The organism is Acinetobacter harbinensis (assembly GCF_000816495.1).
In the GTDB taxonomy this organism is placed as follows: domain Bacteria; phylum Pseudomonadota; class Gammaproteobacteria; order Pseudomonadales; family Moraxellaceae; genus Acinetobacter; species Acinetobacter harbinensis.
Genome location: NZ_JXBK01000001.1, coordinates 2,115,917 through 2,128,573 on the forward strand (window position 1 = coordinate 2,115,917; position 12,657 = coordinate 2,128,573).

General features: G+C 42.4%; 10 protein-coding genes. 1 reads left to right on the forward strand and 9 read right to left on the reverse strand.

All coding sequences use genetic code 11. The features are described from left to right. The 4 genes from SE27_RS14505 to SE27_RS09930 all read right to left on the reverse strand — a co-directional run. Positions 1-725 (reverse strand): phosphate ABC transporter permease family protein (locus SE27_RS14505; RefSeq protein WP_455549986.1); only part of this gene is annotated, 725 nt, incomplete at its 3' end. A 101-nt stretch (positions 726-826) separates the two neighbouring features. Then, the gene (locus SE27_RS09920) at positions 827-1,852 is read right to left on the reverse strand and encodes a substrate-binding domain-containing protein (protein WP_039622984.1); all 1,026 of its coding nucleotides are present in this window, start codon (positions 1,850-1,852) and stop codon (positions 827-829) included. Positions 1,853-2,237: 385 nt separating this feature from the next. Further along, on the reverse strand, positions 2,238-3,770 hold the full coding sequence (locus SE27_RS09925) for a pyridoxal phosphate-dependent decarboxylase family protein (RefSeq protein ID WP_039622986.1): 1,533 nt from the start codon (positions 3,768-3,770) through the stop codon (positions 2,238-2,240). 3 nt (positions 3,771-3,773) lie between these two features. Further along, entirely contained in the window at positions 3,774-5,147 is a 1,374-nt protein-coding gene (locus SE27_RS09930) for a diaminobutyrate--2-oxoglutarate transaminase (RefSeq protein WP_039622988.1), read from the reverse strand. A gap of 471 nt (positions 5,148-5,618) precedes the next feature. On the opposite strand from SE27_RS09930, the gene SE27_RS09935 reads away from it, so the two are divergent. Beyond that, positions 5,619-6,323: an SIMPL domain-containing protein gene (locus SE27_RS09935; RefSeq protein WP_039622990.1), complete on the forward strand. Its 705-nt coding sequence runs from the start codon at positions 5,619-5,621 to the stop codon at positions 6,321-6,323. Between the two features lie 79 nt (positions 6,324-6,402). Here SE27_RS09935 and proB read toward each other — a convergent pair whose 3' ends face one another. The 5 genes from proB to SE27_RS09960 form a co-directional block, all read right to left on the reverse strand. Then, positions 6,403-7,536 carry a glutamate 5-kinase gene (gene proB, locus SE27_RS09940; protein WP_039622991.1) on the reverse strand — a complete coding sequence of 378 codons (1,134 nt, stop codon included), beginning with the start codon at positions 7,534-7,536 and terminating at the stop codon, positions 6,403-6,405. 27 nt (positions 7,537-7,563) lie between these two features. Then, positions 7,564-8,784, reverse strand: a complete 1,221-nt coding sequence (gene cgtA / locus SE27_RS09945) for an Obg family GTPase CgtA (protein WP_039622993.1) — start codon at positions 8,782-8,784, stop codon at positions 7,564-7,566. 429 nt (positions 8,785-9,213) lie between these two features. Continuing rightward, on the reverse strand, positions 9,214-10,671 hold the full coding sequence (locus tag SE27_RS09950) for a glyceraldehyde-3-phosphate dehydrogenase (protein WP_039622996.1): 1,458 nt from the start codon (positions 10,669-10,671) through the stop codon (positions 9,214-9,216). A gap of 255 nt (positions 10,672-10,926) precedes the next feature. Further along, on the reverse strand, positions 10,927-11,856 hold the full coding sequence (gene rarD, locus SE27_RS09955) for an EamA family transporter RarD (protein WP_039622998.1): 930 nt from the start codon (positions 11,854-11,856) through the stop codon (positions 10,927-10,929). Positions 11,857-12,014: 158 nt separating this feature from the next. Further along, positions 12,015-12,602 carry a lipocalin family protein gene (locus SE27_RS09960; RefSeq protein ID WP_039623005.1) on the reverse strand — a complete coding sequence of 196 codons (588 nt, stop codon included), beginning with the start codon at positions 12,600-12,602 and terminating at the stop codon, positions 12,015-12,017. Positions 12,603-12,657: the final 55 nt, after the last annotated feature.

Consider the following 12,657-nt stretch of genomic DNA (forward strand, 5'->3'; position numbering starts at 1 on the left):
AAGGCAATTCCACTGACCATCAATGTGCCCCAAAGCAGCGGTAATAAACCATAACTGCCTTGTGCATTTCCTGAGGTGCTAAACCCCGGATTCCACTCTGTGCCAAAGAAAAAATCGAAGGGACTCACGAAATGAAAAAACCGCATGGCTTCACTAAACATCGACATCACAATGCCGATGGTGGTTAAAATAGCGATACCTGAACACAAGGCCAAAGCCACATTAATGGTTTTTTCAACTTGATTGCGCGCACGATATTGCTCAGCAATATGTCTTTTGGCCCAAATCAGACCCATCAAAGCGGCACAGATCACCACGGCCAACTTCGCAAAAGCACTAATACTTTCAATTCTTGATAATTGCTCAGCTGCGGTTATTTCATAGCTAGCGGCTTGGTCACTGACCCCAAACCCAGAAGCAATTGCCTGTACCCGATCAATTAAAACTTCAATGCCTGCTTGGTCTAAACTTGCTGCAATATGTGCCGGTACATTATCTAACACCACGTGGCGTAAAATATTGGGTTCGACAATATTCCAAACCAGTAGAATTAAGAAAGCAGGAATACCACACCATAAAGCCAGCAACGCACCGTAATATCCGGGACGTGAATGCAATTTTGCAGAGTTATTGCCCTGACCTGCGAGCTTTCGGCTTTTAGATAATCCGATTTGATAGGCTACGGCAATCAATGCCAATAACACACCTATGAGAAGCAGATTCATGTATTCTCCGGCATTTTTTCATTTTCCATGCTTTGACAAATCTGTCTGTGTAAAAAAAGTTGATGCAAGCTGTTGTGCTCGCATCAACGGGTTCATCCTAATTACTTGACCGCTTTACCGGCTTTTAAATCTGCCAGAACTTGTGCACGTTCTTTATCAGACATCGAAATTAGGCCGGCTTTTTCTAGCTTAGAACCTTTACCGGATACTTTTTTACTTAAGAAGTATTCAGAATAGGCTTGTAAGCCTTTGATCGATTTAAGATGCTCGCCTTTCACATAGAAGAACAATGGACGTGATACAGGATACGATCCGTTCAAAATAGTTTTCTCTGATGGCGCAACATTATTGACTGTGGCAACACGCAATTTATCGCGGTTTTGATCATAGAAACCTAAACCAAATACACCCACTGCACTTGGCGAGGTTTTTAAGCGTGCCAATGTTTCAGTATAATCACCTGAAATTTCAATTACTTTCCCATCTTTACGGAAATTTGAACAGGCGGTTTTCTGTGCATCTTTATCTAGGTTTTTAAAATATGTGTAAGATTCACAACCTGCTTCAACCATTTTTTCTTGGAATACTTCACGTGTACCGTGGTTTGAAGCGGGAATAACAAGCGTAATCGGCTCATTCGGCAGTGCTTTATCAATTTGATTCCAATGAGTGTAAGGGTTGGCCACCAATTTACCATTGGAAGGTAACTGTGCAGCAAGTGCAGCAAAGACATGTTGTGGACGCAACTTATACGCAGATTTCTTGGCGTTAGAGGCAAACACAATTCCGTCATAACCAACTTTAATTTCAATCACTTGATTGACGCCCATTTTTTTACAGGCGGCCAATTCTGAATCTTTAATTTTACGTGAGGCATTGGCGATATCAATGGTGTTATCTCCCACACCTTGACAGAACTGCTTTAAACCGCCTGAACTACCACCTGAACCCACCACTGGTGTTTTAAATTGTGGAAAAGTATTGCCAAACTCCTCAGCCACAATACTGGCATACGGTAAAACCGTGGAAGAACCAGCAATTTGGATGGTGTCACGTGCGGCATTTGCTGTGCTGGTAATCACTGTACCCAAAATGGCTAAGCTAAGTGCGATTTTATTTAAGCGCATTGTTTTCTCTCTTCATTCGATGCAATGGTGAGGTACGCTACTTTTTGATCAGTTTTGTACTTTTCGATCATTGCATTGTGATTTTATAATATGACAAACAAGTTACAGCGATGTGACGTTTTAATGATAATTAATTGCAGGCTTTTTAAATAAATATAACTTGATAAAAATCAGTCACTCATATCATCAACCATCAAATGAATACTTTACTTAATCTAGCTCAATGATTTTTAGCAATGTTTTGTCGCAGAAAAAAATATCCGCTAATTTTACGGTAAAGCCAATCAAAATTGATCTTGAATTCAAAACCAACAGACTTTTTAGCTTATTTTTTGCATAAAAAAGAGGTCTATTGAGACCTCTTTTTTACTGACGTTAATCCGTTTTAATCCAGCGTAGTGGTATAAGTACCGGCTTGGATTGGCCCTTTGATCCGCTCTGCTTCTGCCACAACCAAGTTGAGCAAATTCTTCACATTATCTAAAGTGGCCACTGGACTTAAAGTGGTCATTTTTAAAGATTGCACAGCACCCACTTTGGTTACACCAATATTGGCTTCACCGCACGCAAATAACTCATCTGCGACGTTTTGATTGAGTGTGTCAAGCAATTCAGCAGGATAGCCATTTGGCACCACACGGAACAATACAGAGGCAAACTGTGGTTCAATCAGCATCTCTAATCCATCGGTGGCATCAATATAATCCGCGACTTCGCGGGTTAACTTCACACCATGATCGATCATCGAACCATAAAGCTCTTCACCCAATGCTTCAACCGTCATCCACAATTTCAACGCATCAAAACGACGCGTGGTTTGTAGAGATTTAGACACCAAGTTTGGCACACCATGTTCTTCATCATAAGCTGAGTTTAAATACTCTGCTTCATAATGCATAAAACGATAGTTGGCTTCATCTTTAAGCAAGAACGCACCGCATGAAATGCTTTGGAAATAATGCTTATGGAAATCTAGTGTCACAGAATCAGACAACTCAATACCATCTAACATATCACGGTAGTCATTGGATAGAATCAGCGCACCGCCCCATGCTGCATCAATATGCATCCACGTACCATAAGTGTCAGTCAAGGCACGAATGGCTTTTAATGGGTCAATTGCACCGGCATCAGTGGTACCTGCAGTGGCAACCACACAAGCAACAATTTTGCCCTCTGCATTTAACTGCGCCAAGGTTTTTTCAAGCGCGTTAATGTCCATCTGTGCATTTTCATTTACAGGAACAGCCACGACGGATTGAAAACCCATGCCCATCATCGCCATGTTCTTTTGCACAGAAAAATGTGCATTTTCAGAACAAATCACTTTGACATTACGCATCGCATCACTTGGAATACCATCGCGCTGAACCGACCACGGCTGACCGTTGTCGTCTTTCCAGTTTTTTGCGATACAGGCATCACGTGCCAGCAGTACGCCCATCAAATTCGATTGCGTACCACCCGAGGTAAATACCCCTGCCTGACCTGCGCCATAACCGACTTTTTGACGCAGCCAATCAATCAGTTGTACTTCCATCAATGAACCGGCAGGACTTTGATCCCACGAGTCCATCGATTGATTGGTCGCATTGATTAACACTTCAGCAATTTGACTGGTGACCATGGTTGGACAGTGCAAATGTGCAAGCGAGTGCGGATGATGCACTTTTAAGCTTTTCTTTAAGAAAAGCTCCACCATACGCTCAAGTGATTTTTGTACACCCAAACCTTGTTTTGAAGGATTAAATGCAATGGCGCTACGTAGCTCTTTAATGCTACCACCAGTGTACATTTTATCGTCTTGCAACCATGCCGCAACCGCTTTGGTCGCCTCACCCATGGCTGACGAATAGTCAGCAATAGATGCTACATCATTACAAAGTAATGCTTTACGATGTTCTGCAAAATCTACCATGTATTATGCACCTCGAACGGCAATAAGAGCTTCAGCAATCGCTTTCTTAAAGCGTACAATCACTTCTTCACATTCTGCTTGTGTGATAATCAGCGGGCACAATAAACGAATGACCGTACCGTTACGACCGCCTTTTTCTAACAACAATTTGTTATCAAAACATGCAGTTTGAATCGCTGCGGCTAATTGAGAATCGGCTGGATACGCACCTAAATGATCGGTTTGTTGACGTTCATCAACTATTTCAACACCAATCATTAAGCCACGACCACGCACATTACCAATACATGGAAATTCAACAGCCAGTTTTTTCAATTCAGCTTGTAGAAAATCACCACGTTGCTGCGCGTTTTCAGCAAGATTTTGCTCTTTAATGGTTCGGATGGTGGCTAAGCCTGTGCCCATCGCCAACTGGTTACCACGGAATGTGCCAGTGTGACCTGCAGGCTGCCAAGCATCAAATTTACGCTTAATGCCCAGTACAGCAAGCGGTAAACTGCCACCCACTGCTTTGGACATCACGATCACATCCGGTTCAATACCGGCATGTTCAAAAGCAAACATTTTGCCTGAACGGGCAAAACCGGATTGCACTTCATCGAGAATCAAAACGATGTTGTTTTTTTCCGTCACTTCACGAATTTTTTTCAACCATTTAATCGGTGCAGTTACCACACCGCCTTCACCTTGAATCGCTTCAAGAATAACAGCTGCAGGTTTGGTCACGCCACTTTCGACATCTTCAATGAAGTTTTCGAAATAATAAGTTAAAGCATCTACGCCAGCTTCACCGCCCACACCAAGTGGACAGCGATATTCATGTGGATACGGCATAAACTGTACGCCGGGCATTAAGCCATTCACCGCATTTTTAGCCGATAAGTTACCCGTCATGGCCAAAGCGCCATGCGTCATACCGTGATAGCCACCTGAGAAGCTAATCACCGAACTACGACCAGTATAAGTTTTGGCTAATTTAATCGCCGCCTCAGTACCATCTGCACCAGATGGACCACAAAACTGTAGACAGTACTCAGCCTTACCACCCGGTAATTGCTCGAGTAATGCTTCAGTGAAGGCATCTTTTAATGGTGTGGTTAAATCTAAGGTATGTAACGGTAGACCACTGGCAATTGTGTCTTGAATACTTTGAATTACCGCAGGATGATTATGGCCTAAAGCCAAAGTCCCTGCCCCAGCCAAACAATCAAGGTACTCAGTACCTTCAACATCGGTAATCCAACACCCTAAAGCTTTTGCTATGGCCAACGGCAATTTACGTGGATAGCTACGAACATTCGATTCCATCTGACTTTGGCGAGTCAAATAGTATTCGTTAGTAGCATTAGAAGTGGGATTTACAGAAGAAACGCTCATATCGAATTACCATCTCTGATATGGGTTAAAGAAAATAAGTCGGGTGACTTTCGGTCCTTTGACTCGGTGCTTTATAGAATCTAGTCAGCTCGGTTGTAGAGGAACGGACTAGGAGGGCGATCATACCTAATTTTTTAAGAAAATAAACAAGTTTAGCTATTTTCTCTGCCCTCATCTGCTGAAAAAATAGTTGATTTAGCAACAGACTGTATGCTTATCTTACCCCTTAGGGATAAAAAGGGAACCTTATTCAAGGCTATGGATTTTTAAAAAAAGTAAAGATCAGATAAACTCCCATTTACACACCAAACTAATATTTTGATTTATATGAATTTTTTATAATTTTATTTGATTAATTATTTTTGATATTTTTTACAAAGCCACCACAAAATCTGCCGAAATCCAACACAAACTCACTTTAGTATGATCAATATAAAATCTGAATTCCACTTACAAAAAATAGGCCAAAAAATGCGTTTTCTTGTTCTTTCCACTGCTGTTCTCGCTACCACCTTAACCTCTGTTACTTTCGCTGAAAACACAGAACAATTAAATTACAATGTGGTCAATGTACAAGCTGAGGCCACGCGTAAAGTTTCCAATGATGAAATGCACGCTGTACTGTATATAGAAAAAAGCAATAAACAACCCTCTGAACTGGCAACTCAAATCAGCCAATTGATGAATCAAGCCATGGCTTTGGCAAGAAAATATCCGCAAGTCAAAGTTGAAACAGGTTCTCAAACCACGTATCCCATTTATGACAACGACAGCCGTAAACTAAAAGAATGGCGCGGTCGTGCCGAATTACAAATTGAAAGCACAGATTTTAAAGCCGCCAGTCAATTAATCGGCGAACTGCAACAGTATTTTCAAACACAATCCATCAATTTCAGTGTCTCCGATGCGCAGCGTAAAAAAGTAGAAAACGAATTGATGGTTGAAGCCTCTAAAAACTTTCAGCAACGCGCGCAACTGTTAAGCCAAGCATGGAATAAATCGGCTTACAACTTGGTGAATCTTAATTTAAACACCAGTAACTCTTATCCTCAGCCGATTATGATGCGTGCCAGTATGGCTAAATTTTCCGCAGATGAAGCCGCACCGGCACAAGATGTCGCTGCGGGTGAATCAAAAATTACAGTCAACGCCAACGGTACCATTCAATTTAAATAATTGTTTTTTGCAATTGGTGCTTTAAGATTTCGATTAAAAAAATCCCGCTCGAAGGCGGGATTTTTTATGAGATAAACTTTTAGTAAATTGCCATGTGATTGCGATGGATCATCTCTAAAGAGCGTGCTTCACCTAACACTTGATAGACTTTATCCGAGGACAACCCTTTTACGATATCTGCCGAACGAGAGCTAAAATTCACTCGACCCACTGCAATACGACCACCTTGACTATCCACACATTCCACCACATCACCGCGCTGAAAATGCCCTTCGACTGCTTTTACTCCCACAGGAAGTAAACTGCGATGATTGTCTTTAATGGCTTTCACCGCACCTTCATCTAGCACCAAACGGCCTGCGGTTTGTAAGTGTGCCGCCAACCATTGCTGGTGCGCTGTCATACGGTCGTTATCGGTAATAAACAAAGTACCAAGTAATTCACCCGACATTAAACGCGCCAACACCTTGTCACTTTCACCACTGGCTATCAGGGTTGGACAACCGGATTTGGCCGCTAAACGGGCAGCCCGAACCTTGGTGAGCATGCCGCCACGACCAAATTTACCGCCACCGCCGGCCATATCAAATAGACTTTCATCTAAGGCACGTACCGTATGGAACATTTTGGCATTCGGATTAGAACGCGGGTCAGAGTCAAACATGCCCTCTTGATCGGTCAAAATAATCAGCAAATCGGCATGGACTTGACCGGCCACCATGGCAGCTAAGGTATCGTTGTCACCAAAGCGAATTTCATCTGTGGATACCGTGTCATTTTCATTGATTACCGGAATGACCCGCCAATCAATTAAATGCTGTAAAGCATCGCAAGAGTTTAAGTAACGACGACGATCGGCCAAGTCATCATGGGTCAATAAAACTTGCGCGGTTTGAATCGTATGCTTTTCTAACACACTCGACCACGTTTGGATTAGACCCATTTGACCAATAGCAGCACATGCCTGAAGACTAGGTAAATCAGTGGGTCGGCGCTCAAGTTTCATCCGAACCATCCCTTCAGCCACAGCCCCCGATGACACCAGTATAATTTCGTGTCCGGCAGTGTGTAGATCTGCAATTTGTTCCGCCCAATGCGAAATTGCATCCAAATCTAAACCTTGCCCATTGGCTGTGAGTAAAGATGATCCGATTTTAACAACGATTCGTTTACAACCCTTGAGCTGACGTTGCCCATCTAGCACTTCTATCATCTTGTCCTCAGTTACTCTACTCAGAGCTTAACGTACGTAAAACACTTCCATATCGCCATCATCACCATCTTCGTCTTCATCATCTTCATCGTCTGTGAGTAGACCCTCAAGACGCTGTTGACGACGCATTTCACGATAGGCTTCTTTCGCTGCGATGGTTTGTTCACGTGTTTCCGCTTCAAGCTGATCACGGAACGCTTTCACTTCTGCTGCGTACGCTGGATCTTCCGCTTCACGTTCCTGTTGTTGTTCAATTTCATCCATCAGATAATAAACAACATCTTTGGTGCCTTCTGACATTAAGCCTGAAGTTTGGAATACCGGACCTTCCCACTGCATTTCTTCTAGAAGATGGTTACACCATTCTTCTTGCGTATCATCGGTGAGTTGATCGACTTTATTCAACACCAACACAATCGGCAATTTCGCTAAAGTTGGGGAGAAATTCTTCAACTCTTGTAAAATTGCTTTCGCATTATGCGCAGGATCAGAACCATCAATCGGCTGAACATCCACAATATGCAATAAAATACGCGTACGTGCCAAATGCTTAAGGAAACGAATACCCAGACCTGCGCCTTCTGATGCGCCTTCAATTAATCCAGGAATATCGGCCATAACAAATGAGCGATGACTATCGGCATCAACCACACCTAGGTTTGGCACCATGGTGGTAAATGGATAATCTGCAACTTTTGGTTTCGCTGCGGATACCGCACGAATAAAGGTCGATTTACCTGCATTTGGCATACCCAGTAAGCCAACATCTGCCAGTACTTTAAGCTCTAAACGAATTTCACGGAATTCGCCTTTAATACCATGGGTACATTTACGCGGCGAACGGTTGGTCGATGATTTAAAGTGTGTATTACCTAAACCACCATCACCGCCCATGGCCACAATAATTTGTTGACCATCTTCAGTTAAGTCACCAATAATATCGCCTGATTCTACATCGACAATAGTCGTTCCCATTGGGACTTTCAGTACAACTGATTCGCCACCACGACCTGCACAGTTTGCACCACGACCATTTTTACCGCGCTCTGCACGGTACTTACGGGTATAACGAAAATCTACAAGGGTACTGGTGTCGTCATTGGCTTCAACATAAATACAGCCACCTCGACCACCATCACCACCATCTGGACCACCAAATGGTACGAATTTTTCACGGCGAAAACTGGCTACGCCATTGCCACCGTCGCCAGCCTCTACGGTAATGACTGCTTCATCAACAAAGCGCATACTGCCAATCCTCTAAATACTTTAAAACCGCATATTCTGCCATATTTTACAAAATTTCACGAATGGTATTATTCAGCATTACATGAATTTTGCTGTTGTTTAACTGAATTGAATTATATTTTGCTCTCTATACAGCCTATAAAGTTTATAAAATCCAGACCAAACGCTGCATAATGCTGTGGTTCATCATCTGAATTACAATCGAGTCGCTGTTTAACCGCGACTTTTTAGATTTTAAAGCCAGATCAGCCAAAAGATGAATCTCACTCTTTTAATCAAAGTTATTTTTTAATTTGGTTGTCTTTTTTCTTGGTTTTAACTTATTTTTAGAATAAAGCGCATCAATTATAAAGAGCGATCAGCGTGATCTGACTTTTATACAGACCAAAAAAGAGCTTCCGAAGAAGCTCTTTTTAACCACTTTACAAATTATGCATTTGTTTCAGCAGGAATTTTTGGATAGCTTACGCCGCACATTTGTTCAGCGATGCGTAAAACTTGACAGCTATAACCCACTTCGTTGTCATACCACACATACGCAGTTAAGCGCGTGCCTGAGGTAATGGTTGCTTGTGCATCAAATACACCGGCAGTACGTGAACCAATAAAGTCCGATGACACCACTTCAGTTGAGTTGGTATAACCGATTTGCCCTTGAAGACTTGAATTGATTGAAATTTGACGAATGTATTCGTTTACTTCTTCACGATCAATTTCTTTTTCAAGGGTCAAGTTCAAAATAGCCAAGGATACGTTTGGTGTAGGCACACGAACCGAGTTACCAGTTAACTTACCTTTAAGCGCAGGCAATGCTTTAGCCACTGCTTTGGCTGCACCTGTTTCAGTAATCACCATATTTAATGTTGCAGCACGACCACGACGATCCGCTTTATGGTAGTTGTCGATTAAGTTCTGGTCGTTCGTAAACGAGTGAACGGTTTCAACATGACCATTTAAGACTTTATATTTATCATCCAATACTTTTAAGACTGGGGTGATGGCATTGGTGGTACAGCTTGCCGCAGAGATGATTTTATCTTCATCTAAAATATCGGTATGGTTCACGCCATACACCACATTTTTCATCTCGCCTTTACTTGGTGCAGTCAAGACCACACGTGCCACGCCTGGGCATTTCAAGTGTTCCGCTAAACCTTCTGCATCACGCCATTTACCGGTGTTATCAATCACCAAAGCGTTATGGATACCATAAGCGGTGTAATCCACTTCTGCTGGGCTAGCTGCATAAATCACTTTAATGAAATTACCATTGGCAATAATGGCTTCATTTTCTTCATCTACAGAAATTGTGCCCGCAAATGGCCCATGAATTGAATCACGGCGCAGTAAAGAGGCACGTTTTTCTAAATCGCCATCTGATGAACGACGTACCACAATGGCTTTAAGGTTTAAACCACGGCCTAAACCTGACTGACCAATGATTAAACGCGCAAGAATACGACCAATGCGACCAAAACCGTATAGAACCACATCTTTAGGTTCAACAGTGGCCGGATTACCCGCCAAAGATTTAACGGCATCTGCAACAAAGGCGTTAATATCGCCGCCTTGGTGTTTAAATTCAACCGCGAGTTTACCCAAGTCAACTTCCGCAGAACCAATCTGTTCTACTTTTGCCAATGCTTCTAAGATTGGAAAAGTGTGAACCACAGAAAGTTCAACATCCATGACACGTGTGCGACGGTGTGCTTTCAGAATCTGAAGGACTGAAGGGTTAACTAAAGAACGACCGAATACAGAAGTCACGATATTTTTTTCACGATATAACTGGCCGATTAAGGCAATCATATGCTCCGCAATTTCTTCACGATTTTTCCAGCGACCTTGGTGCTCTGCATGTAGGGCGATGATAGTCTCTTTGCTCACAGATACGTCCTCTAATTAATTGTATATCTAGGCATAAATTCAAAACCCGACAATTGTAAAGGAATTATGCCGAAGTTTGAATCAAAAGCTGGAGCAGAGCTGCACATTTTTCAGCTTATTCACGATAATTGAACAAAATACCTCTGATTCCGATGCTTATTTTCTTGCCCCAAGCGCTTTGCTGCACTATTTGACTACAGTCATATCAATAAACTGTAGCTTTAGCCTGACTTCACGCCCACACAGCCACTTTGGTTAGTCATTTAGCCGCTGCTGATAATGATCCAAATTGCGCGCCAACTCGGCTTTATTGCGGCGTTGCAGCCTTAAATACAGCGCCCCTTCCATCACCAAAAGCCCCACCGCAAGCCAAATCGGGATATAGGTTAACCATTCTTCAGCCTGTATTCTCTCCCCTAAAGCCAGCGATGCAAAAGCCAATAGCACTGGCTCTAAATAACTCAATAATCCAAAAATCACAAAAGGTAAGTAACGACTGGCCAACATATAACTGCCCAATCCTAAGGCACTTAACAATCCCAACCCCAAAACAACAATAAGCTGAGGAAACTGGGCAATAACGGCAAAAGAATTACCTGAGCGTAACGTTAAATATAGCGCAACCGGTAAAATCAAGCATAAATCCCAGCAAAAACCACCCAAATGGTCCGTTTTAAAGGTGCGTCTTAAAAAGAAGTAAATTGGATAAGCTACGGCCACATAAGCGGTTTCCCATGCAAGGCTGCCGACTCGCCAAAACTCATGCCCTACACCCACACAGGCCAATGCAACCGCAGCCATTTGCCATGTTGATAATTTTTCTTTATAGAGCACACAGCCCATCAATACCATCACCAAAGGCAATAAGAAATATCCCAGTGATACTTCTAAGCCGCGGCCATGAATGGGTGCCCACATAAATAACCACAATTGTGAGGTACACAGCATAGAGCTACACAACAACCAAATCAGTAAAATGGGTTGCTGCCGTACACGATTAAAAATTCCTGCAACAAGTTTTAAATCTTTTGCCCAGTACATAAATGCAATTAAAAATGGCAGCGTGGCCAAAATACGCCAAGCAAAAACCTGCTCACTGTCTAAGGGACTTAAAAATTGGGTATAGAAATACAGAATCCCGAAACTAACCGATGCCAAGATAGACAATGCCACGCCTTTATACATCTTTTACCTCTAAAATTAATCGTGTACGTAGCAACAATCTTGCAGCCGCCTACCGCTGAACCTTTTTAATGTCCCATTTAATCTGCAATAAAAAACCATGCCGAAGCATGGTGTAAATACCACAATCATATTTAAAGCTTAAAGCCGGTATTTTAAGCTTATTTTTGCGTTTGTTTGGTGTGAATAATATCGCTTAAATCAAAACCAACGGATTGTGCATAGTCCAGATATTCTTTGACCACGGCAGGATCAGGTTGTGCTGAACGAGACAACACCCACATATATTTGCGCTTCGGCTCACCGACCAAGACTGTTTGATAGTCATCGGCAATTTTTAGAATCCAATAATCACCGCGCCCCACTGGCAACCAACGAATCGATTCAGGTAAAAAGCTGACTTTTAACTTGCTGTTAAACGGCGCGTTTTGTACAAAGGCTTCACCGCTAGATTGGTTTAACTTGCCATCTTGTGCATAGCAGCGATTGTCTACCGCAATATTACCATTCTCATTTAAGGTATAGGTGGCAGATACATCACGATCACACTTGTTTTGAAAATACATCGGTTTGCGCGCAACTTCATACCACACGCCCAAATATTTATCTAACTCAACTTTTTCTACCACATGCAGCGGCTTGGTCTGCGCATAGGCCATCGTGGCCATGCCTAGACCGACCAAAACGGCACCACCCACTACAATTTTTGCCAGCTTAAACCCTGCTTTGGGAAGATGATTTGTTGTCATAAAAATGTCCTTCCAATAAAATTTTTAAACTTTTAAGATTTATCTCCGCTTAAAA

What these genes read in the sequence shown, in the direction of transcription:
- SE27_RS09920 (WP_039622984.1), bottom strand. Translation starts at nt 1,852, where the DNA reads ATGCGCTTAAATAAAATCGCACTTAGCTTAGCCATTTTGGGTACAGTG.
- SE27_RS09925 (WP_039622986.1), bottom strand. Translation starts at nt 3,770, where the DNA reads ATGGTAGATTTTGCAGAACATCGTAAAGCATTACTTTGTAATGATGTA.
- SE27_RS09930 (WP_039622988.1), bottom strand. Translation starts at nt 5,147, where the DNA reads ATGAGCGTTTCTTCTGTAAATCCCACTTCTAATGCTACTAACGAATAC.
- SE27_RS09935 (WP_039622990.1), top strand. Translation starts at nt 5,619, where the DNA reads ATGCGTTTTCTTGTTCTTTCCACTGCTGTTCTCGCTACCACCTTAACC.
- proB (WP_039622991.1), bottom strand. Translation starts at nt 7,536, where the DNA reads ATGATAGAAGTGCTAGATGGGCAACGTCAGCTCAAGGGTTGTAAACGA.
- cgtA (WP_039622993.1), bottom strand. Translation starts at nt 8,784, where the DNA reads ATGCGCTTTGTTGATGAAGCAGTCATTACCGTAGAGGCTGGCGACGGT.
- rarD (WP_039622998.1), bottom strand. Translation starts at nt 11,856, where the DNA reads ATGTATAAAGGCGTGGCATTGTCTATCTTGGCATCGGTTAGTTTCGGG.
- SE27_RS09960 (WP_039623005.1), bottom strand. Translation starts at nt 12,602, where the DNA reads ATGACAACAAATCATCTTCCCAAAGCAGGGTTTAAGCTGGCAAAAATT.